Source organism: Mucilaginibacter myungsuensis (assembly GCF_015222005.1).
GTDB lineage: Bacteria > Bacteroidota > Bacteroidia > Sphingobacteriales > Sphingobacteriaceae > Mucilaginibacter > Mucilaginibacter myungsuensis.
This window is the reverse complement of sequence record NZ_JADFFL010000002.1, coordinates 599,635-623,012: the sequence shown is the minus strand read 5'-3', so window position 1 is coordinate 623,012 and position 23,378 is coordinate 599,635. Positions and strand designations below refer to the sequence as shown.

General features: G+C 48.0%; 17 protein-coding genes. 8 read left to right on the top strand and 9 right to left on the bottom strand.

Annotation, left to right across the window (positions count from 1 at the left end; all coding sequences use genetic code 11):
* Nucleotides 1-39: 39 nt before the first annotated feature.
* The 5 genes from IRJ16_RS06540 to IRJ16_RS06520 form a co-directional block, all read right to left on the bottom strand.
* Nucleotides 40-1,332 (bottom strand): DUF5689 domain-containing protein, encoded by a 1,293-nt coding sequence (locus IRJ16_RS06540; RefSeq protein ID WP_194110721.1) that lies wholly within the window; start codon nt 1,330-1,332, stop codon nt 40-42.
* A gap of 14 nt (nt 1,333-1,346) precedes the next feature.
* Nucleotides 1,347-2,831, bottom strand: a complete 1,485-nt coding sequence (locus IRJ16_RS06535; protein WP_194110720.1) for a SusD/RagB family nutrient-binding outer membrane lipoprotein — start codon at nt 2,829-2,831, stop codon at nt 1,347-1,349.
* A 12-nt stretch (nt 2,832-2,843) separates the two neighbouring features.
* Nucleotides 2,844-6,089: a SusC/RagA family TonB-linked outer membrane protein gene (locus IRJ16_RS06530; RefSeq protein ID WP_194110719.1), complete on the bottom strand. Its 3,246-nt coding sequence runs from the start codon at nt 6,087-6,089 to the stop codon at nt 2,844-2,846.
* 134 nt (nt 6,090-6,223) lie between these two features.
* Entirely contained in the window at nt 6,224-7,834 is a 1,611-nt protein-coding gene (locus tag IRJ16_RS06525) for a glycerol-3-phosphate dehydrogenase/oxidase (RefSeq protein WP_194110718.1), read from the bottom strand.
* 497 nt (nt 7,835-8,331) lie between these two features.
* A complete protein-coding gene (locus tag IRJ16_RS06520; RefSeq protein ID WP_194110717.1) occupies nt 8,332-9,126 on the bottom strand; it encodes an SDR family NAD(P)-dependent oxidoreductase in 795 nt (264 codons plus the stop codon).
* Nucleotides 9,127-9,291: 165 nt separating this feature from the next.
* On the opposite strand from IRJ16_RS06520, the gene IRJ16_RS06515 reads away from it, so the two are divergent.
* The 3 genes from IRJ16_RS06515 to IRJ16_RS06505 all read left to right on the top strand — a co-directional run bounded on the left by IRJ16_RS06515 (nt 9,292) and on the right by IRJ16_RS06505 (nt 11,451).
* On the top strand, nt 9,292-10,302 hold the full coding sequence (locus IRJ16_RS06515) for a glycoside hydrolase family 43 protein (protein ID WP_194110716.1): 1,011 nt from the start codon (nt 9,292-9,294) through the stop codon (nt 10,300-10,302).
* A gap of 343 nt (nt 10,303-10,645) precedes the next feature.
* Complete coding sequence (locus tag IRJ16_RS06510) at nt 10,646-11,041, top strand: hypothetical protein (protein WP_194110715.1); 396 nt, start codon at nt 10,646-10,648, stop codon at nt 11,039-11,041.
* The gene (locus IRJ16_RS06505; protein ID WP_194110714.1) at nt 11,038-11,451 is read left to right on the top strand and encodes a hypothetical protein; all 414 of its coding nucleotides are present in this window, start codon (nt 11,038-11,040) and stop codon (nt 11,449-11,451) included. The genes IRJ16_RS06510 and IRJ16_RS06505 overlap by 4 nt, the downstream gene beginning before the upstream one ends.
* 738 nt (nt 11,452-12,189) lie before the next feature.
* Here IRJ16_RS06505 and IRJ16_RS06500 read toward each other — a convergent pair.
* The 3 genes from IRJ16_RS06500 to IRJ16_RS06490 all read right to left on the bottom strand — a co-directional run bounded on the left by IRJ16_RS06500 (nt 12,190) and on the right by IRJ16_RS06490 (nt 17,269).
* On the bottom strand, nt 12,190-14,718 hold the full coding sequence (locus IRJ16_RS06500; RefSeq protein WP_194110713.1) for a DUF4132 domain-containing protein: 2,529 nt from the start codon (nt 14,716-14,718) through the stop codon (nt 12,190-12,192).
* Nucleotides 14,719-14,727: 9 nt separating this feature from the next.
* Nucleotides 14,728-15,129, bottom strand: coding sequence for a hypothetical protein (locus IRJ16_RS06495; protein WP_194110712.1), 402 nt, complete (start codon nt 15,127-15,129; stop codon nt 14,728-14,730).
* Nucleotides 15,130-15,505: 376 nt separating this feature from the next.
* Nucleotides 15,506-17,269, bottom strand: a complete 1,764-nt coding sequence (locus IRJ16_RS06490) for a glycoside hydrolase family 71/99 protein (protein ID WP_194110711.1) — start codon at nt 17,267-17,269, stop codon at nt 15,506-15,508.
* A 264-nt stretch (nt 17,270-17,533) separates the two neighbouring features.
* Here IRJ16_RS06490 and IRJ16_RS06485 point away from each other — a divergent pair, with 264 nt between their 5' ends.
* The 5 genes from IRJ16_RS06485 (at nt 17,534) to IRJ16_RS06465 (ending at nt 22,333) form a co-directional block, all read left to right on the top strand.
* Nucleotides 17,534-19,246 (top strand): arylsulfatase, encoded by a 1,713-nt coding sequence (locus IRJ16_RS06485; RefSeq protein ID WP_194110710.1) that lies wholly within the window; start codon nt 17,534-17,536, stop codon nt 19,244-19,246.
* Between the two features lie 2 nt (nt 19,247-19,248).
* The gene (locus tag IRJ16_RS06480) at nt 19,249-20,283 is read left to right on the top strand and encodes a formylglycine-generating enzyme family protein (RefSeq protein ID WP_228079905.1); all 1,035 of its coding nucleotides are present in this window, start codon (nt 19,249-19,251) and stop codon (nt 20,281-20,283) included.
* A gap of 125 nt (nt 20,284-20,408) precedes the next feature.
* Entirely contained in the window at nt 20,409-20,720 is a 312-nt protein-coding gene (locus tag IRJ16_RS06475; RefSeq protein WP_194110709.1) for a hypothetical protein, read from the top strand.
* A complete protein-coding gene (locus IRJ16_RS06470; RefSeq protein WP_194110708.1) occupies nt 20,713-21,678 on the top strand; it encodes an MvdC/MvdD family ATP grasp protein in 966 nt (321 codons plus the stop codon). The genes IRJ16_RS06475 and IRJ16_RS06470 overlap by 8 nt, the downstream gene beginning before the upstream one ends.
* On the top strand, nt 21,662-22,333 hold the full coding sequence (locus tag IRJ16_RS06465) for a hypothetical protein (protein ID WP_194110707.1): 672 nt from the start codon (nt 21,662-21,664) through the stop codon (nt 22,331-22,333). The genes IRJ16_RS06470 and IRJ16_RS06465 overlap by 17 nt, the downstream gene beginning before the upstream one ends.
* Here IRJ16_RS06465 and IRJ16_RS06460 read toward each other — a convergent pair.
* Complete coding sequence (locus IRJ16_RS06460) at nt 22,305-23,330, bottom strand: GntR family transcriptional regulator (protein WP_194110706.1); 1,026 nt, start codon at nt 23,328-23,330, stop codon at nt 22,305-22,307. The genes IRJ16_RS06465 and IRJ16_RS06460 overlap by 29 nt on opposite strands.
* Between the last annotated feature and the right edge of the window lie 48 nt (nt 23,331-23,378).

The following is a 23,378-nucleotide window of genomic DNA, read 5'->3' as shown; positions in this document are numbered from 1 at the left end:
CCCTGCAATATAGCATTGCAGGGAATTAAAATATCGGTATTAGTTAGAGAAGATAGCGATATCCTCGATACACAAACGGCCGTTCAGCACGTTCGGTACACTGGTAGTACCTAAGCCCAGTTTCATTACGCGGAAACGTACGTTACCGGTAAGGTTGAACAAGTAGGTCTCCTGCCTTGAGCCGCCCGTTTGGGTAGCGATGTTGGCAGTGGTACGGCCTACCGCAATAGCATCCACCCAGGCAGTACCGCCATTGATAGAGTATTGTAATTTAAAGGTGCTGGATACGTCGGTAGAGTAAGCGCCTTGCCATAAGGTAAGTTTAGATGCACCGTTAGGCAGGTCGAACTTCATCTCTACATAACCCGGCACGCTTAAGCTCTGCTGGATACGGATACACTGCACACCCGGCGCGTTGTAGCGGTCGCGATTGGCGTTAAGATTACCTAATATGGCCTGCTCCAGTTTCCAGCTGCCTGTTTTAAGCGTGATGGTATTATCCGGCACGGTGGCGGTATTCATATTGTACGATGCTTTGGTAGCTGCATCTGGTGTCTCAAAGCTCTCCGGGAAACCGGCATAGATCGGTCCACTTGCATTCTCTACGTCGGCAATGGTACGGATACGGATCTGCGGCGCATTGCCGTAAGCATCAGTGGTACTACCGTAGGTAGGGATAGCGGTGTAGCTGGCACTGGCCGGCAAATTGGTGTTGGCAAATGCCGCGGTAGTTTGCGTGTACATTACCAGATCGTTAGTGCCGCCATCATTCAGGGTTTTGGCACCTACATACTTTTCGTTCAAGGCCGGTAGCGGTTTGGTGTCGGCAGTTACCTTTACCAAAGTGCTCTCGTAGTTAGCAAAGTTAGTTACCAGGTCGCCAAGGGCTACGGTACGTGGAGTGATCACCTTACCGGTGCTGATCTTAGTTATGGCACCAACACCGCTCAAGTGTAATGACGAACCTACTTTCTTTATGGTAGCACCTGCAACATCAACGTTGATCGAGTCGCCTACCGCATAAGTAGCTGCATCGGCAACATCAATAATAATTCCGCGGGTAAAACCACGGGTGGTGTTCTGCATCACAATGCCACCGGTTGGGAAGTTAGTTCCTGCGTTGTTAGAGATGACCACACCGCCGGTCTTTACCGCGCCATTAAGCGCGTCGGCATCAATTGTAACATCGCTGCCCTGATAAACCATCTTAACTACATATAGCGATGCATAAGGGTTGATGGTACCCAAAGCCCGGTTGGTATCCTTTTTACAGGAGTTTAGCGCCGATATACCGGTAATGGCTATAAAGAACGCTGCTAATATCTTTTTCATTTTATTTTGCTCGATTATTTATTCCACCAAACTTTAGTATTCAGGTTGTCGGCACCTTGCTGGGCAACAGCCGCGGTGTAGTTAGCCGGGTTAAGCGACTGCACGTAAACCGGATAGTATAAGCGCGACGGCATCAACCCACCGTTTTGCAAGCCACTACCTTTTGGCAATACCGGGTGACCGGTACGGCGGAACTCGAACCAGCTTTGCAGATCGGTAAAGAAGAAGGTGTAATACTTCTGGATCATGATCTGCTCCAATTTGGCGTCGGCGGTACCGGCAGGGTTCCAGGCCAGTGCCGGGTTAGTTAAATATCCTGTAGGCACGGTATAGCCCCACATGGTCACCGCATTGTTCACACCGTTGTTATAATACGTAGCCGGATCTCCGGTGATGTAACCTTTCAAAGCTGCTTCGGCAAGGATGAACTGCAACTCAGCATAGTTCATGATATTACCTACCAAGGGTTCAACTTTTAAGGTGGTAGGATAAGCCGATTGCTTTTCAGGCACCTGCCCGCGCGGGAAACCGCTTGGTACACCTACGTAAGTACCACCTGCTACCTGCGTAGCCCATTTGGCACGGCGCGGATCGTTCCAGTTATTCAGCGTGTTGATGAAGAACTCGGTCAGAGAGTTACCGGTGGTAAAGTCAAAATCGCGCACGTTATAGAACGGGTTGATCAACGGAACGGTAGAGCCGGTGTACTTAACGATGGCCGACTCGGCATTGCTGGTCATGATCGGGTACTTGGTAGCGTCGCTTACGATCTCCTGCATTTTAACAGCCGCGTTAGCCTCGGCCTTAGCCGATGCGCGCATCAGTAAACGCAGGTAAAGCGAGTTACCAAATTTGCGCCATAAGCCTGTAGAATTGGCTACGGTAGCGCCCGAGTTAGTACCGAATAAAGGATCTAAAGGCAATTGATCCACGGTTACAGTTGCAGATGTAGTAGCAGCAAGCAAGGTATTAGCTTGCTCCAGCTTCTTGAACATGTCCAGGTAAATATCTTGTTGTTTATCAAACTTAGGCTGCAAAACACCCTCCTGGCCTTTAGACGCATCAAAATAAGGCACATCACCGAATGCATCGGTGATCATAGAACTTACCCAAACATCACATATTAAGGCGATACCCTGATACTGGGTCTGGTTAACAGATACCGCACGACTGTACATATCGCGAAAGTTCTTTAACTGCAGGTACCAGTTGGTCCAGATATAATCCGACTCGCTTGGGCGGATCAGGTAGCGTTGCAGGTCGTCCCCGTCTGATAGGGTAACGTGTACCTGCATCAGCTCGTGCGTTAAACGGTGTGCACGGTTATTACCGCGGGTCACCACTTCGTATAAGGCCGGCTGCAACAAATTCTCGGGCAGAGCGGCCACAACACCGTTAGGATTGGTGTTGATCTGTTGAAAATCTTTTTTACAAGATGTTGTTATAGTGATCGCCACGGCAAACGCCAGGGCGAATTTCTTTGTGTTTATCTTTATCATTGCTGTCTAAGATTAAAAACCAATGGTTAAGTTAAAGCCCATGGTACGGGTAGACGGGAACTGGCCCGACTCGAAACCGGCGGTGATCTGTCCGCTGCCATCCAGTGTACCAAACTCCGGATCAAATACCGGCCAGTTGGTCCACATAAATAAGTTACGGCCATATAATCCAATGGTTGCTTTTTGCATACCCAGTTTTTGCACCAATTTAGGCGCAAAGCTGTAATCTATCCTCGCCTCACGAAACTTGATAAAGTCGGTGCCGAAAGAGTTAGACTCTACGTTATCGCGGTTAAAGTGGGCATTGTAATAACCTTGCGCACTTGGGGCAACCACCGTATTAGGCACGTAGTTACCGCTACCGTCAAGCATTACACCATCGCCAATGATACCGTTGTAACGGCCTGGGATAGTTTTGGTAAGCTTACCTTCTTCAGACAATACGGCTGATGTAAGCGAGTAAGCTGTACCCCCCCACTGTCCGTCGAACAATACTGTCAAACTCACTTTTTTGTAAGCGAACGTACTACCTAAGCTACCTTTAAATTGCGGGTTAGCGTTACCGATGTATTTGGTAGTAGTACTCAATAATGGCAAACCATTATTGTAAACGATCTTACCATCAGGCGAGTAAACATAGCCTAGTCCATAAATATCACCGAACGACTGACCTACACGAGCCTCTAAAGTACCACGCGGACCGTTAGACAATACAAGGTTGGATACGGTATCTACCAATGAAATGATCTTGCTGCGGTTAGCGGTGAACGTACCATTCAGTGTCCATTTAAGGCCGCCGGTGGTTTGTACAGGTGTTCCGTTAGCGCTGATCTCGATACCGCGGTTACGCACTTCGCCCGAGTTCACTATCGCAGCCTGCGATCCGGCTGATGGATCTATACGGCCTTGCAGGATCTGATCGAAGGTGTTGTTTTGATAAACAGCCACATCAAAACCTAAACGGCTTTTGAATAAGCGCATCTCGGTACCGAACTCTAACGAACGGGTACGCTGTGGTTTCAATCCAAGGTTAGGTAACAGTGTGGAGTTGGTCAATCCGCCGGCAAACTGAGTTGGCAAATACACGGTTGATGTGTAATATGGTGCCACACCGCTGCTACCGGTGCTTGCTAATGATGCACGCAGTTTAAAGTAATTGATCTGCTTAGGCAAGTTCAATTTCTCTGACAGGATAACGCTCAAACTTGCCGATGGGTAAAAGAACGATGAGTTATCTGATGATGTTGGCGTAGCCAGGGTACTTGCCCAGTCGTTACGGGCGGTCACATCTAAATAAACAAAGTTATCGTAGCTTAAAGATCCTAATGCGTAAAGGCTGTTGAAGGCATAGTCGGCCATGGTTGGCAAACTCACTAAAGTTACGCGGCTATTAGCCAATGTGTAAACGCCCGGATATAATAATTTATCGGCCTGTAGCTCGGTCTTATTGTAGTGATTGGTCAAACGGCTGCCACCTACGGTTACCGAGTAATCGAACTTACGCAAGAACGTGCTGTTGAAACGGGCAAGGAAATCGCTGTTGATCTCCTGACTGTACAGGTTTTGTGTACGGTAAGATCCGTCAGGGAATTTGTTGGTACTCTTAGGACGTTGTTGCGAACGTTCTTCATAAGAAAGATCAGTCGCGGTACGTACCGTCAAGCTTAAATTTTTCAGGAAGTTGTAGGTCGCGCTAACTGTACCGGTCATTTGATGGCGGTTGCTTTTGTTAAGCATTTCGTTAGCGATCAGGTACGGGTTATCCAGCAAGCTACTAAAAGGCCTGCTTTGGGCAATATCTTCCTGGCCTGTCAGGTAATAATTTTTAAACCAATCCAAATTCATGTTCGGTGTCATACCGCGTAAAAAGTACATGATGGTTTGGTTGTTATAACCGGTCGACGGCAAGTTGTCCGAATACTTGTTGGTATAGTTCACCTTACCGTTTATCTGTAACTTATCGGTCAGCTTACTGCTTGCCGAAAGCGCGATGGTATTACGGGTGTAACCGGTATTAGGCACTATCCAGGTGTTTTTTAAATTGGTAGCCGATAATCGTGCAGTGGTCTTTTCGGTACCGCCTTCTAAAGATATAGAGTTGGTGAACGTTCTGCCGGTTTCGAAAAAGTTTTGGCGGTTATTTTTATAAGGCACCCAAGGTAAACGCGTAGCGCTGGTGGTATTGGTAACCGGATCATACTGAAAATATGACTGACCATTAAATTTTGGTCCCCACGCCGAGCTGGTACTGCGGGTACTTGCACCATCGGCAGTAGCCAGGTACGAGTAGTACAGATCCTGGCCGTCTGCACCTTGTCCGTATTCCATCTGGTAATCAGGAAAGTGATAAACCTGATCAATAGCGGTGTTAGAGTTAAACGTTACACCGATACCTTTACGTGCTGAACCTGATTTAGTGGTGATGATAATTGCACCGTTAGAGCCACGCAAACCGTAAAGGGCCGCGGCAGCCGGGCCTTTCAGCACCGATACGCTCTCAATATCGTTAGGGTTTATATCTGATAAACTGTTACCAAAGTCACTTGGCGAATCGGCCGCCAAATAAGCACTGCCACCCAAACCTGGGTTAGTTTGGCGGGCCGAAGCACCGCTGGTCACTACACCATCCACTACGATCAGCGCGGCATTGTCACCGGTAAGGTTGGTCTCGCCACGTAAAATGATCTTGCTGGTACCGGCAGGGCCCCCACCTGACTTGATCAGATTTAAACCGGCGACCTTACCTTGTAACGCGTCGGTCCAGTTATTCGGCATCGCGTCGGTAAGTTCTTTGTTCTTGATATTAGTTACCGCGTAACCCAGGGCTTTCTCCTCGCGTTTGATACCCAGGGCTGTAACCACCACCTCGTTAAGGTCGCTGGTAGATGACGCGATCTTGATGATCAGTTTTTCCTGTGCACCTGTCACTACGTGTTTTTTAGGTGCGTAACCAACAAAACTAAAAGTAAGCTCGGTACCGCGCGGCACGCTGATGTTAAAGTTACCGTTAATATCGGTGGTGCCTACCGGCTTGCGTTGCGCGTCGACAATGGTTACACTTGGCAGCGGGCTGTTGTCGGTCTCGTCAAGCACTGTACCCTTTACAGTAACATTTTGCTGCTGCTGAAAAAAGCTGCTGGTTGCCGCCTGCGTTTGTCCCGGCGAAACGATGATGGCTGCCAGCGCCAGCGGTACTATTTTCAAGAACTGGTGCCTGTGCAACCACCGGCAATAAAATAAAGTAGATGTTCTCTTCATAATTCTTGGTTTTACGATCGGTTTTGTTTGGTTTTGATTTTCGATTTCATTTCCTTGTGCTTTTCAAAGCACAAAAGTGCAGAATGAATGTAAAGTTAATTTTAAGCCCATGTTAACGTAGGCTTAACATTTACCTACACAGCTATCCTGTTTGTAACATTCTTGTCTATTTCGGGATAGAACGGGGTCAAAAGGTAGCGGTTAGCCAATGTTTTAAAGTCGGCCACCTGCTCAATTTCCCACTCTTTGCTGTATCCCAATTCGGCTGCCATTACCCCGGCGACAACAGGCGCCATTAATATGGCGGCCTTAGCATCCAGAAAAAGCACCCTCAGCCGTCGGGCCAAAATATCCTCTACACTCCGCGCCATTTCGTTACGGGTAGACCATAATACCTCGGCCTTTGTGACAGCATGCCCCTTTAATAATACATCGCCCATCGATGGATCATCGGTGATAATATTTTGGATCCCGTCCGCGTCACTGCCATACACAGCCAGCGGCCCTTCGGCAATATTGATCGCATAGCCGTGGATGTTCACCGTTTTTGAGCGGCAGCTTTGTGCTTGTAATCCGGCTATCTCTATGGCTTTGTCCACTACATCTTCGGCCATTTTGCGGTAGGTGGTCCATTTGCCGCCGGTAATGGTGATCAACCCCGAGGCACTCACGATCAGTTTATGGCTACGCGATATCTCCTTGGTAGCACCCGACCCATTATTGGATGCTGCCAAAGGTCGCAAGCCTGCAAAAACCGAAAGCACATCGCTGCGCTTAGGTTTTTTGGCCAGGTATTGGTTGGCCGTGGTCAGGATAAAATCGATCTCTTTTTCCAGCGCCACCGGCTCCAGGCTGTGCTCATTAAGCGGGGTATCGGTAGTCCCTAAAAGCAGGCTGCCATGCCATGGTACCGCAAATAACACCCTCCCATCCGATGTTTTTGGTATCATTAAGGCACTTTCGCCATTCAGGAACGACTTATCCAACACCAAATGCACACCCTGGCTTGGCCTTACCAAAGGTCTACCACCAGGGATATCCATCCGCAAAATCTCGTCGACAAATACACCGGTCGCGTTAATGATCGCGCGGCCTTTAATGCTAAACTCCCGGCCGGTCTCCAGATCCGTAGCTTTAATGCCATTAACTTTTTTACCTGTGCGCAGCAGGCCGGTAACTTTCATATAATTGATCAGCGTACCGCCGTGTTCGGCGCAGGTTTGCGCCAGGTTGATCGCCAAACGGGCATCGTCAAACTGTCCATCACTGTAACGGACCCCGCCGACCAATCCTTTGCCATCAAGCGTAGGTATAGCCGCGATAACTTCATCGGCAGACAGAAAAGCAGAATGTTTAAAGCCGCCCTTACCGGCCAGCAGATCGTAGAATTTCAGTCCGGCCAGGTATTGCAGCTTGGAGAACCAGCTATAGCAAGGGATAATAAATTCCTGCTCTTTAACCAGATGAGGGGCATTTTTAAAAAGCAGTCCACGCTCTTTCAGGGCTTCGTAAACCAGGGCTATGTCGCCTTGGGCCAGGTAGCGCACACCACCGTGTACCAACTTGGTGCTGCGACTTGATGTCCCTTTGGCAAAGTCGGCTTGTTCTACCAGCAGCGTCTTGTAGCCACGCAGGGCAGCATCTACAGCGGTACCCAGACCGGTAGCCCCACCACCGATCACGACCACATCCCACGTAACATCATCAACCAAAGTTGCCATACCGGCATCGCGTTCAAATTTCATTGGCATTTAGTTTCAAATACAAGTATCGAAACTATTTTTGAAAACAAAAGCAACAAAACGAAACTATTTTATCCAAAACGAAGCTTTTTGAAGAAATCCCATCAGATACGAAACTTCATTTTATTATTGTTAATAAATGTCGACGGTTATTGCCAAGATCAAAAGCAAATCAAAAGGATACGGAGGCTGGGATATTTCAGGTTTTCAGGTGGTTATGGAGGGGAGGATACGACCAGATCTTTGAGGTGGCTCTTCACACGCCGTTCTTTTTCTTGACAAAAAGCATCAAAAGTCAAGACAGCGCCAATGCTTCTACGCACGGGCCTTCTCCCTGCAGACGTCCAATTGCCCGTACCGACATACCAATGCATTCGCCACCTCATCCGAAGCCGTGCCGCTGTCGGGAAATAGAAGCAGGGTCGCAAGTCTACGGTCAATAAAAAAAGCGCTGCCTTTTTTAAAGCAACGCCTTTATGGTAGTAGATGTAGAGGCTTTATTAAATGGCCGACTTCAGCAGGCCGCCCTCCGCGCGGATAGCGGCGCCGTTGGTTGCTGATGCCAGCGGACTTGACAGGTAGACCACCATGTTGGCCACCTCGTCGACACTGAGGAAACGTTGGATAAGCGATGTTGGGCGCATATGCGTAAAGAAATCTTTCTTCACCTCGTCTACCGTTTTGCTTTGGTCGGTAGCTAACTGCTCTACAAAGCCGCCGACACCTTCAGACAATGTCGGGCCGGGCAGTACCGAGTTGACGGTGACGTTAGTGCCCTTGGTCAATTCGGCCAAGCCGCGGGCAACGGCCAGTTGGGCGGTCTTGGTCATACCGTAATGGATCATCTCTTCGGGTATCTGTATGGCCGATTCGCTCGAGATAAAAATGATCCTGCCCCAGTTGCGTTGCAGCATCCCGTTAAAATAAGCGCGCGACAAGCGCACCCCGCTCAGCACGTTAATATCGTAAAAGCGCAGCCAATCCTCGTCGGTAATGTCGGCAAAAGCTTTTGGCTCAAATATGGCCACGTTGTTGATCAGGATATCCACATTGGGCACCTGTGCGATCAAGCGCGCGACATCTTCAGGCTTAGCAAAGTCGGCTACGGCGCCGGAAACCTCGTTATTGCCGGTATCGGCCTTGATCTGGGTTACGGCTGCGTCGACACGTTCGGCGGTACGGCCGTTAACTATTACTTTTGCGCCCTCGGCGGCCAGCTGTTTGGCAATGGCATAACCAATGCCGGCGGTCGATCCCGATACAAGGGCTGTTTTGTTCTTTAATTGTAAGTCCATAATAAATGGCGTTTTTGTTGACGGGTGCTAATGTAAGGCGTACTCCGATCCAATGGTTTGCCCGGCGGCTTAACATGAAATAATGGTGACAAAACCGTTACATGATGACCGGCCGATGAAAAAGCACCCGCCTATCCTTATCTTTAACACGCACAAACCGTCCGTATGAAAAAGATCCTTACGCTTCTCCTGTTCGTTGTCACGTCGACCATCGTATCGGCCCAAACATTTACTAACCCGCTTACGGTGTCGGGTGCCGACCCATGGAATACGTACAAGGATGGCTACTATTACTACACCCAAACCACCGGGCGCAACCTGGCTATTTGGCGTACAAAAGACCTGACCGACCTGCGCAACGCCGAAAAAAAGGTGATCTGGACACCGCCGCCCGGCCAAACCTATTCTAAAGAGATATGGGCGCCCGAACTGCATTTCCTGAAAGGGAAATGGTACATGTACTTTGCTGCCGATGCCGGCAAGAACGAGGACCACCGCATGTATGTGGTAGAGAACCCATCGGCCGACCCGATGCAGGGCGAGTGGATCTATAAGGGTATGGTGGCCGACGAGACCAACAAGTGGGCCATTGACGCGACCATTTTTGAGAACCGCGGCAAAATGTATATGCTGTGGAGCGGCTGGGAGGGCGACAAGAACGGCATGCAGAGCATTTACATTGCCGAGATGAGCAACCCCTGGACCATCAGCAGCAAGCGCACCCGCATATCCAGCCCACAATACGCGTGGGAGAACAACAGCGGGATCGGCGTAGTGGTGAACGAGGGCCCGCAAATGTTGAAACATGGCAACAACCTGCATATCATCTACTCGGCCAGCGGCTGCTGGACGCAGTATTACGCCTTAGGCATGCTCACCGCCCCGGTTAAAGGCAACCTGCTGGACAGCGCCACCTGGGTAAAATCGCCGGAGCCTGTGTTTCAGCAGAACCCGGCCAACAGCATTTACGCCCCCGGCCATAACTCCTTTTTTAAATCTCCGGATGGTACCGAAGACTGGATCCTATACCATGCCAACATCAACCCTAACGACGGCTGCGGCAACAAACGCGCCCCCCGCGCCCAAAAGTTCACCTGGCGCAAAGACGGCACGCCTGATTTTGGTGTTCCGTTGAAGGACGGGGTGGAGTTGAAGAAGCCGTCGGGGACGAGGTAGAGAAAACTTATTTTAAAAAAGGTCAGTCATCCTGAACCTGTCGAAGGGTGGTGTGCGGGGCTTATGCCAAGATGTCTTAACGCCGATATATAGTCGGCGATTCCCTCCGCACCATGGTTCGACGGGCTCACCATGACGACCGTTGGCGTGTTTAACGAATAAAAAGGCCGTCATCCTGAGCATGTCGAAGGATGGTGCGCGGGGGATTTTGCCACAAGGGGATGAGGACACTTGTATTCAGAAGGGAGTAGACGACCGAATGAGAGCCTAATAGATCAGCTTATATACCTGATCTATTGTTTGTTAAATAAAAGTTATTTAGCTTTATAGCAAACCAACCGACATGAACCATCCTCACTCAACCGCAAAGTACACCGCAGGGTTACTATTGCTTAGCCTATTTTTCTCTGATCCCTCTTTTGCACAAACTGTAACCCCGGCTCCCGCAGATGAAGGGGCAGGCCGGCATTTTACTACAGCGATAGAATCCAGCTTATCTATGCTGGTATTGGGATTTGGCATAATCACCATATTTTTAGAGGTGTACCTGATCAAAACCAATAAGATAGATGCCAATAACAGCATCAAGTTCATTATCCTCACCCTCATAATTACCGGTACGCTATTTTTGATCACAGCCGGTTACGATGCTCAGCTTACTCCCGTGCTCGGCTTGCTTGGCACTATAGCAGGTTATTTATTAGGTAAGGGCGAAAAAGAAGAAAGGGTTGAAAAATGAGAAAGATGATCTTAGCTTCTGCCTTAGCGATGATAAGCAGCATGGCCTTCGCACAATTTCAGAAACCTACATTAGGTAAAGACAAACATTTAACTATCGATAAAAATATCATCAAAAGCGGTCAACAACTGGATAAGGTTTTGATGCAAGTTCCCCCGTCTTACGCCAAAACCCATTTTTTTGTACAAAATACCAGTGCTGCCGATGTTTTTCTGGCGATGTCTAAAGATCAGACCAATTGGAAAGACGAAAAGTTAGCAGGACACAGTGCTAACGATCTGTTTTTGACCGATTCAATATACATTAGAGTGTATACAACCAAAGAGATCTATTCTGAAAAGAAAGCTTTCCCAACCAAATATTATAGGATAAGTTACAACACCGCGCAAAAAAAGTGGTTGATCAACTAACCGACCTAACTATCCCGATCGATCTGCCTGGTGATGGTAGGAGCGGTCATTTTGTCATCATCGGTCAATAGCATAGCCTTAAACTGGTCGATGTTTTAAACTTCGACCTAAAAGAAAAGGCCGTCATCCTGAGCCCGTCGAAGGATGGAGCGCAGGCTTTTGCCACAATGCTGCACGCCATGCAAAGCCGACGATTCCCCTCCGCACCATGGTTTAACGTGCTCCATGACGGCCATGTGGAGTGTTCAATCAAATTAATAGGGCCTGTCACCCTGAGCCTGTCGAAGGGCGACGTGCGCGGGACATGGCCGATATGCACGGTCGCCACTTGCATAGCGTCAAGCCCTTCCGCACCATGGTTCGACGGGCTCACCATGACGGCCGGGTGGAGTGTTAAATCGAATTAAAAGGGCCTGTCACCCTGAACCTGTCGAAGGGCGACGTGCGCGGGGCGTGGCCGATGTGCATGGTCACCATTGTATAGCGTCAAGCCCTTCCGCACCATGGTTCGACAAGCTCCATAACGGCCAGGTGGTGTGTTGAACGAATAAAAAAAAAGGCCGTCATCCTGAGCTCGTCGAAGGATGGAGCACAGGCTTTTGCCACAATGCTGCACGCCATGCAAAGCCGACGATTCCCCTCCGCACCATGGTTCGACAAGCTCCTTGACGGCCAAGTGGGGTGTTCAACGAATAAAAGGCCGTCATCGTTCGACAGGCTCCATGACCACCGGCCACGCTAATTCCGTTTGATCTGCCGGGTGATGCTTTCGTCGGTTATCTTATCATCATCGGCAAGCAGCGTGGCTTTGCTGATAATGATCGACAGACCGGCATCGCCCTCAAAGGGAAGGAACACATTGGTCGTCAAGCTCTTCATCGAGCGGTCGGGCACAATGCATAAGTATTGATCATTAGGTTCCATCAGGATGTTAGTGCTGCCCAGGTGTATCTTGTAAGTACGCATTTTGCCTTTTACGATCAAAAACTTATCGGTAAGCGTACTCACCTTGCCAAACTTTAGTGCCGGCACTAAACGTTCCAATATCTCGCGGCGACTTTTGGCGTTTTCGCTCAGATCGCCAAAGGCATATTGTTGCCAATAGTCATGATAAGCACGCAAGCCTCCGTTATCGCGCCAGTTAGGGTCGTTACCTACGCTGGCCACGCCAACAAAAAGGTCCACGTCGCGCATCACTTCAGACAGTGCAACCACAGGGATATCCTGTATCGGGATGGCGTCCCAATTATTCGTCTTTCTGAACCGTACCTGATCGGTAGATACATAATTCATGATACCCATCTCGTTCAGGTCGTCTATACCGTTGGTCCAAAATTCGGCAACCAGCTTTTGCTGCGGCAGGGTCAGTCTTGCGGTGCCGTCGCTGCCACCATCAAAACCACCTTGCAGGTCATAACGCCAGCCCCGTGCCTTGGTCAACGAATTGAACTGGTGCTGCTTTAAGATATGGCCGGCCATACGGTTGCTGTAAGTGTTGGTGCGCACCTCGGCATCGGTAAGTAAATAAACCTCGCGATACGCCTGCTTTACGGGTTGCTGTATCTGCGCATTGGTAAAATGGTCGCGCCAGCGTTTTACATTGGCCACGGTATCCGTAGCGGGGTGCCAAAGGGATATCATAAAAGTATCGCCGGGAACAAAAGCCGCACCATCGCCATCCTGCCAGGCGCCGTTCACAAAAACGGCATCGGTATGCAGATCATCTTTTTCAAAACGCCAGATCATTCGCCGGCTGATCTGCGATAACAGGCCGTGCTGATGGAAACAGTTATTAAAGTGCTCCCAACTCATCTGCCGCTCGGCCCTGAAACTGCGGTCCAGCCGCTCGCGTTGGGTAGCGTAAGCAGTTTCAATGGCCTTAATGTCGGCTTTCAGTTCCTTTAACTCTTTAGCTTGCTGCTCTTTTACCGCAGCTGGGTCGCTCTTTTGTACCGATCCGTCTTTTTTCAACCAGCTTAGGGTCACTTTGCCGTTATGCTCCAGCACTATCTGCGCAGTGTAGTCGATAAACGGCAACAGCTTGCAGCCATCCGCCAGATCAAAACCATCCACAGCCAGGTCCTCTATCATATCCGTACCAATACCTTTTTCCTGGGCAATGGCATTAAGATAGGTCTCTATCATTTTTTGGGTGGCGGCCTGCTTCACTTTCAGGTTAAGGCGCGAGAGATGGTTAACGCCATCAAAGCCTTTGTCGGTAGCAAGGGCGTAAAGCGTGGCGTTACCTAAAGCTGCACAAGTATGGCCAACGCCCGGTATCTTGTTATAGGCCCTCCCGGCCATAGCGGCCACCGCGTCTATCAGGGGCTTATCCAAAACAGTAGTGCTTAACCAAACAAAGCCCCGTACACACTCAGTATTTACCGAGGCTAAAAAGAGATAGGTGTTAATGTATCGCCCGGGGATCATCTGCTCGCGCATGCGGGCGATAAAATGGAACCAATCGCTGATCACCTCCACAAAGCGATCGCGGCCCAGTTGTTGGATGAGTGCCGAACCGTCCGTAAGGAATTTTTTGGACGGTTTGCTGCCGCTTGCATTTTGGCAATGCGCCAATAGCCGAAACCAATGCGGCCGCTCCTCCTCCGCGAATCCTTTGATCATCGGGTTGGCGTAGGTGGCAAATTGGTCTTCGCCCAAAAAATATACCGGTTTTACGGCCGCATCAGGTTGGGCGCCAAAAAGCACGTTATCTATCTGTTCGATAACTTTTAAGCGTTCCTTTTCAAAATGATCTTTGCTTGCGGCCTTCAGATGGTATTTAATATTGTCAAACGCCCCGGTGATCTGGGGTGTTATGTTGCCTTTAGGATATTTTTTCTTCACCATCGCGATGAGCGACCTAAGCGGCCAGCCAAGCAACCCGTTATAAAAATAACGGTGATGATCGGCGAATGCGTTGGCTATGGCAGCGATATCGGCATCATCGAACCGGGAGTTGGCACGTACCGCCTGGGCCACCAACAACTCACAAATGTATGCTTTGCCGTCAACATCGCCGAGGCTGGCAGCCCGCGATGCCGTGCGATGTTCTTGCGAGAATAATACAAGATGCAATGCAAGATCTGCTTTTTCCTTATCTGTTAAAGCCTGTAACATCGCGACAGCCTCAGGGATATCGCTCGTTTTCAGATCGTACCAATAGTCTTGTTTACCGGTCTCCTTGAGCGCACGCGTAACAATGGGATGGTCTGCAACTACAGACTGTACCTCCTTTTGGAACAGGCCGTTAAAAAAATCGAACATACCCATGTTTCAACCTCCAACTAAAGGTGTCAACTTTAAAAAACTAACGGTCGTTTCGGTGGTCAGCAGCACCTCCTGGTCCAGGTCTTCGGCTTGTTTATTATCGATCAGCACAAAAAAGCCATTCTGCTGAAAAGCATCCAGAGCGGTGTAAACTTGCTGTTCGGCATCGATACGGGTATCGCGCCTTGGCAATTTGTAACCGTTAAGGGCAACTTCGGCATTGGTAGGCTGAATAAAGCCGCGATATACTTCGGGCAGGGTGCTGTTATAATCCTGTACTTCTTTGATCACCCGGGCCTCTATAATATCTTTAACGGTGACGCGTTCGGATGCCAGCGCCACGGTGATCTGGTTCAGGATCTTGCCGCCGAAGGTAGCATCGGTAACCTTTATTTGGATGGTGTTCATTTTAATGTGATAATTAGGATAAAGCTAACAGATCTGTAGCATAAAAAATAATTGCGCAAGACCGCCGGTCAATTTACAACTCAAGAAAACTCTCTACAAACCGCCCGCCCCGGGATCGAGTGCAAGCCACGTGACGACTATGAATTGCCGCACATACAAATATACCGAAAAAGAATTTAGCAACCAAAAAAACTCTAACTTTTTTAGTATTTTATTTATCAGGGCGGCGGTCGTTTTGGTGGGGTCATCATCGCTAAAAGCCGGAACGCGCAACCCAACAGTTGCGCGTTCTGCAAAAAATTACAAAACGCAAAAAACGCATACATTTTTCATCAAAAATGTGTGTTTAGCGCGCTTTTAGTAAACGAGCGTTTATTCATTTCCCCTTATTCAAGTACCGGTAATTAAACCTGCCCGACGGCGCTACATCGCCACTGATGATAAATTCATTGATGTCGCCATCCACCTGCATATTGTCGCTCCACTTAAATTGGATATCGACAAGGCCTTTTTGTTTGATGACGGAGCGCGGGATCTTCAGCTCTAAAGTGTTGCCATCGATACGGTAGTTTACATCGGCAACCTTTGTCCAGTTCCAGCCTTTGGCCGAGCGCTCTACCAAAGCCTTCTTTCCCGGCGATGAACGGTTGATCACCAGATCATAACCTTGCCAACCTGTGTTGTAGTTATTATCAATGTTGATGAATAACCGCATCCAGGCGGGATCGGTAGCCGGACTCAGTTTAGCTTTGGTCGATACTTGAAAGTAGATGTACTGCGCATCAACCGCTACTTTGGCGGATACGATATCGTTGCGACCGGTCTTGTTCACATAGTGCGTACCTTTCCAGCCATCCTCGTCGCGGTGGATGGTGGTCCCCTTGCTGGCGATGAACTCAGGTGTCACTTTAGACCAATTTACAAATGACTTACCAGTGCCTGGACTGGCCAAACCGTTAGCTTCTTCGGGCGCGGTCACTCCTTTAAACCTGCGGATATTGGCTACCATCTGGTAGTAATAATTATCGCCATGGCCACCCTTCATCGGCTCGATATCCCGGCTGAACTCCTGATCAAATTCATCAGGGAAGGCGTTGGGTTGCTTTTGCCATTCCTTAGCGCGTCCGGCTATCCACTCGTTCCACCCGGTGATAAAGATCAGGTCGGGGTTGATCTTTAAGGCTTGATCCCACTGCTCCTGAAAATTATGACCATAATTTACGGAACCAATTTCAGTATGCCTGTCCTTAGCACTGGTATAACTCCGCCCAAAAGCTCCCGGGGCGTTCATGGCGGTCAAACCATCTTTCTTAGACCAGTTTTGCGCCACACCCACCACAGCCTCCTCAAAACCACCATCGGCTTTTTTACCGAAACCATGCTGCGGATAGATCTCCAACCAGCCCCAATGATCTTTTCGTTGTGGGCCTTTGTCATAAACTGGCTGCCCTGGCCTAAAGGTGAAGAAAGCTTTCATCTCGCGCTGCAAACTATCCTGTCCGCCTGCTATCTCAGGGTAGGCCATAACCAGCGGTTTGCCTTCCCACATAAACCATAGGTCCTTATATCGGCCTGGTTTGTACACATTGCGATAGAGTTGGGTCAGCTCGTCACGGGCTTGTGGTGTTGGTCCGAAGGGTAAGATGTGCGCTATCGCCGGGGCGTTGATACCGTCCTTACGGGCCTCGTCAAAAGCTTTAAAAAGCGCCTCGTAAGCATCGGGGAAGGTCAACCCGTTGGTCGAATCAAGGATGATGACATCCACCCCAGCGTCGGCCAGCATCACGGCATGTTTGCGTAACACCCAAGGGTCGGTATTGCGATAATAACCGAACAGCGGTTCGCCCCAAAAAAAGGTATTGCCATCCTGCAGTCGCCAGATCGGATCGTTAAAATCATGAATGGCTTCGGGCTTAACGGCCATCACCTTCGATGCATCCAAAGGGGCCTGTGCTGCAAAATGACTATGCCATACCCAATAGAATAGGGCTATGTATTTGCCCTTTTTCGGTCCGCCAACATCTTTATGCTCCAATAACTTGCGACCAAGCGCATCCGTTACAGGATAGTTAGGCACGGGGAATTGCGCATAGGTGAGAGATGGCAGGGATAGCAACAGGAAGAATACAAGTCGTTTCATATTGGCAGGATAGGCAACTTGTATAAACAAGCTGCTGCTAAAGTAACAAAATCACATAGCATATAGATATTGTCGATCAACATCTTTATTATTGTAGAACGTGTGCCTGGTGCGGAATTTAACCACAAAGGACACAAAGAAAGAAGCACAAAGAACAAAGCCATGCAGATGGTCAATTTATCTTTGTGTCCTTTGTGAAAACCTTTGTGCCCTTTGTGGTTAAAACATCAGCTGACCTCAAAAAACGCTCTATATCACCTAAAAATGAAAAAATTAAAACTCGCCGCCGGTCTTACCGGACTTGGCATCCTGGCCGGCCTTATTGCCTGGCAGGGTAAACCTAAAGAAGTCGCACCAACCCAACGCCCCAACATCATTGTGATCATGGCCGATGACATGGGTTACAGCGACCTGGGCTGTTTCGGTGGCGAGATCAACACGCCTAATATTAACTATCTGGCCAATAACGGTGTACGTTATACCAATTTTTACAATACATCGCGTTGCTGCCCTACCCGCGCGTCGTTACTGACGGGTCTATATAACCACCAGGCAGGCATCGGTAAAATGACCGATGCCGAGGATGCTCCCGGTTACCAGGGGCATTTGGGAGCCAACACTGTGACCATTGCCGAGGTACTAAAGACGGCCGGCTACAACACCGCCATGTCGGGCAAGTGGCATGTGTCTAACACCAGCGGCCGCCCTACGTCTAAAGAGCAACTGGACTGGCTGAACCACCATACCGAGTTCCCGGAATTCTCGCCGATCAGTCAGTACCCTACCAGTCGTGGTTTTGATAAATTCTTTGGGACGATATGGGGGGTGGTCGATTTCTTTGATCCGTTCAGTTTGGTGAGCGGCACTAAGCCCATCACCAAAGTACCTAAAGATTATTACCATACCGATGCTATTAACGACACTGCGGTGACCTACATTAAGGGTTACGCAAAGTCGGATAAGCCATTCTTTCTTTACGTGGCAGAGAATGCCCCTCACTGGCCATTACACGCCAAGCCTGCGGATATTGCCAAATACAAAGACACCTACAAAGGCGGCTGGGATGCCATCCGCGAAGCGCGTTATAACCGTATGGTAAAAATGGGCCTTATCGACCCGAAAACTACCAAACTGACCAAGCGTTTTAAGGATAACCTGAAATGGGAGAACAACCCCGATGCCGCTTACGATGCCGAGGCCATGGCGGTGCACGCTGCCATGATCGATTGTATGGATCAGGGTATTGGCCGCATCATCCAAACGTTGAAAGATACCAAGCAGTTGGATAACACGCTGATCTTGGTCCTGTCGGACAATGGCGCAAGCTCTGAGAACGCCGCCGCTTACGGTCCCGGCTTCGACCGCCCTAACGAGACGCGTGACGGTCGCCCGGTAAGCTACACGCTTAAAAAAGACAATCACCCCGGCGATGAAACCACTTACGCGTCGATAGGTCAGCGTTGGGCTAATGTGGCTAACACGCCTTATGCGTTTTGGAAACAGGAATCGTACGAGGGTGGTGTAAAAACCCCTTTGATCGCTTTTTGGCCAAAGGGTATAAAAGCTAAAAAAGGCAGCTTTAACAATAGCGTAGGTCATGTGATGGACTTTATGAGCACCTTTGTAGAGATAGCTGGAGGCAAATATCCAACCACTTACCAAGGCCGCAACATTACCCCAACTCCGGGCGTGAGCATGGTTGCCAGCTTTACAGGCAAGCAGGATGCAGGCCATAAAGAACTCTTTAACGAGCACTTTGGTGCGCGTTACGCACGTGTCGGCGACTGGAAGATCACATCCATGGGCGACACCACCTGGCACCTGTACAACATTGCTAACGACCTGACCGAGACCACCGACCTGCGTACTGAAAACCCGGCTAAGGTAAAAGAATTGGCTGCGGCTTACCGTGCCTGGGCTACCACACACAATGTACTGCCCAAACCGGGCGGCAAGGCTAAAACCGGAGGACATTGATCTTGAGGAATTATAACATCGGCTTATTAGCTTTTGCTATCGCGATAGCGGGTTGCGGCGGCTCAGCTACCAAAGAAACGCAGGGCGATACTACAGCGACGGATCCCGCTTCGGCTACGACCAGCTCTACCGATAGCGCAGCTTACGCGGGCATGGTCCACATTAAAGGTGGCAGTTTCCAAATGGGGTCTGATGATCCGAGTTTTAACGATACCCGCCCGGTCCACGCCGTCAACCTAAAGGATTTTTGGATGGACACCCACGAGGTGACTAACGCCGAGTTCAAAAAATTTGTGGACGCGACCGGTTACAAGACCGTAGCCGAGCAGCAATTGGACCCGAAAGATTTCCCGGGTGTTGACCCGGCGAGTGTAGTGCCGGGTTCGGGTGTGTTCACCGCTCCAGCTCAACCTGTTTCTTTAGATAATCCACTACAATGGTGGCGTTATGTGGCAGGCGCAAGCTGGCAGCACCCATACGGTCCGCAGAGCAACAATAAAGGGAGGGAGAATTACCCGGTGGTAAATATCAGTTATGATGATGCCAAGTCTTATGCCCACTGGGCTGGCAAACGCCTGCCTACCGAGGCTGAGTGGGAATATGCCGCCCGTGCCAATAAACCCAACACCACTTATTATTGGGGCAACGAATTACATCCCGGTGGTAAAATGATGTCTAACAATTATCAAGGGCACTTCCCCGATAAAGACACCGCCGAGGACGGCTTTAAAGGTTTATCCCCGGTGATGTCATTCCCGCCTAATGCCAATGGCCTGTACGATATGGAAGGCAACGTTTGGGAGTGGTGCAGCGACTTTTACCGCCCCGACTACTATGCTAAAAGCCCGACAGATAACCCCCAAGGCCCTTCAGACAGTTTTGACCCCGATGAACCGGGTACGATCTCACACGTGCAGCGCGGCGGTTCGTTTATTTGCAGCGAGCAATATTGCATTCGTTATAAAGCTGGTAGCCGGGGTAAGGGAGAGGTCAAGAGCGCGTCGGATAATTTGGGGTTCAGGTGTGTGAAGGATTGATGTAGACCGATTTAAATCGGCTCTATTTTAGTTGCTATCTTGATAATTACCATTTGTGATTCATGCCTGCGTAAGGTTGATAAAATTATTAAATTCGATATAAATTATTTTAAAATTTAGCAAACATGAAACCTTTGATATTTGATTTTGAAATCGAAAGAACTGAGCACAACTCAGTTGTTTCTTATATCTATGATGAGCAGCAATCGCTTAATGTCTACCAAGCGAACGGAACAACAAAACCCTTCATCGATTTATGTGCTGATGACTTAAACCTTGCAACCCAAACAAGGGTTATCGGTGAAAATTCAGATGCAAGTTTTGAATTATCAGAACTTGGTACTAAAACTAAGATTGGTGGCGAGAAAGAAGACTTGCATGATATGCTTTTGGAATTAAAAACAAAAACTTTTTCGACCGCAGAAAAAGATGATTGAAATATTGTTAATAACTAACAAGGGTGATATTACGACGGACTTTGTTGTCAGTAAGTTAACATCGCTTAGGGTTGCATTTTATAGGTTAAACACGGAAGAGATAGGAAAATCTGTTCAGGTTTCATTAACTGTCAATAATGGACATTTCTATTTATATGATATTTCTAAAGGGATAGCAATTAATTTGTGTGAGGTGAAGTCCGTTTACTTTCGTAGACCAGAAATACACGTCACAAACAATACATTAACATCTGGACAAAAGGAATTCATTAAGGCGGAATTGTTGTACACCTTAGAGGGCATATATCGAATTCTTGGGAATGCCTTTTGGATAAGCAATGTTTATGACATCAGAAATGCTGAAAACAAGTTATTCCAGTTAATACTCGCTAAAGAACTGGGATTTGAAATCCCTAATAGCATAATTTCTAACCATCCGAAACAAGTAGAGGCGTTTTACTCTGAAAATAATAGTTTGTGTATTATTAAACCTATAAAATCTGGGTTAGTTGGAACTAATAATGAGGAAGGGGTAATTTTTACCAGCAAGGTCGAAATCAATAAGCAAAATTTAGAACGTACGAGAGAGTGCCCTATCTATCTTCAGAATCTGATAGAAAAGCAGGCAGATATCCGTGTTACAATAGTTGGTACCAAGCTGTTTCCAGCGTTTATCCACTCTCAAGCCAACGAAGAGGCCCGGGTTGATTGGAGGAAAACGGATGAAATATTAGAGTATTCACAGATATCACTGCCTCTGGATTTGGTAAAAAGATGTCAAGCTCTTACAAAGAAATTAAATTTAAATTTTGCAGCGATTGACTTTGTTTTAGACCAATTAGGCAATTATATTTTTTTAGAGATCAATCCTAATGGACAATGGGCATGGATTGAAAAACAACTTAACTTCAAAATATCAGATGAAATTGCTAGTCTATTGGTTGAAAAAATATCTTAAAGTTATCCGGGAATTTTTTTGGCCGCTTTTGGACAGAGTCAACGATGATAAAACTGAAAATATTAAATCAATAGAACTAAGAATTAATAGTGTTAATCTTAGCAAAGCATTAGATTTAGAATTCAAGATATCTCAAAGTGAAAACGAAAGACGTAACAGCATTGAGTCAAAAGCTTCATCTTTTATAAGTACTATAAGCATCACGACTTCTCTTGTAGTTGCATCTAACACATTCACAATCGGCAATAGCGAATATCAAATTGCAATTCAATGCTTTGTTACCCTATCATTTATCTTAACTCTTTACACAGTGAGAACTGTTTGGTTTTCGGTAAAGGCATTAGCGAGAAAGGGTTACCATGTTATTGATATCAACGATATTAATATTAGTGGAGGTGAGGATGATTACTACAGGTCTATGATTCTTCGCTTATCTAAGTATACTCAAAACAATGAACCAATTATTAACGAAAAAGTCGATAATTTAGTTCTTGCGCAAGAATATTACAAAAGAGCAATTGTAATTATTTGCATTTATGCGCTTTCAGTGTTGATTTTCTGCCTATTCGGAAAAATTAAACCTAAAGTTGAGAAGGAGTTTAAACCCAAATATGTAATAACATCTTCTACAACGACTCCCGCAACGTCACCTTAAATGGTATCGCTACATGCTCTTTCACATTATTCAAAGCTAACTCTGCCGCCTTTTCGCCCATCAGTTTAAAATCTGTGGATATCGTGGTGATGCCGTTCAGGATCACTTTTTTGAGCGGGGTCTCGTTGTAGGATATCACGCCGATGTCCTCCCCTACTTTCAGCTTACTGCTGATGATCAGCTCGACCAATTCTACTAGGTCATCCTCTTTCAGGTTGATGTATGCTGCTCCGGGTGTCAGGTCGCCGCTTTGTAGGTCATGGATCACTTCGTAATCGAATGCATATTGCCGGCAGAAGGTGATGAATCCCGTCAGGATATCTTTAGAGTAATAACTATTCTCGGGGAAGATGATCTTGAGCGTGTGGTACTTGCTCAGCTTATCCAGTAGCTGACTCAGGGCATTGTAAATGTCCTCTTCAAATTTTTCGTATACGGCACCAAAATCGCCGTCCACGCCATCCAGCAGGTGGTCCATCAGGATCAGTTTATCTTTAGGTAACTCGTTGATTACCGATGCCGCGTGGCCGCCATCCTCCACAAAAAAGGGGAAGATGATCAGCTTGGAGTAATGGTCGGTATTACCCGACAGCAGCTTTTTAAAGAAATTGAAGTTACTGTTATAGATATAAAAGTCGATAGCGGCGTTACTGCCCAGGCGCTCTGCAAAGGCATCGTAAATGATCTTTTTGTGGCTGCTTAACTTGTTGAACAACAACAGCACCTTTAACGGTTGGGTAAATTGCGTATCGGTAATAAAATAACCCTTACCTGCTACCGAGCTGATGACGTTGTACTTTTTAAGTTCCTTGTAAGCGCGCTCGATGGTGTTGCGGGCAACCTCCAGAGCAATGCTCAGGTCGTTGATGGAGGGCAGGATATCATCCTTCTCGATCTTGCGCTCCTCGATGCCCCGCAGGATAGAATTACAGATCTGCAGGTACTTGGGCGTGATAGAATATTCGTCGATCTGGATGATCTTAAGGTAATTTTTCATTCGGACTATCGGACAGTAAGGGACGGTTAACCAAAATGGTTTTTGTTA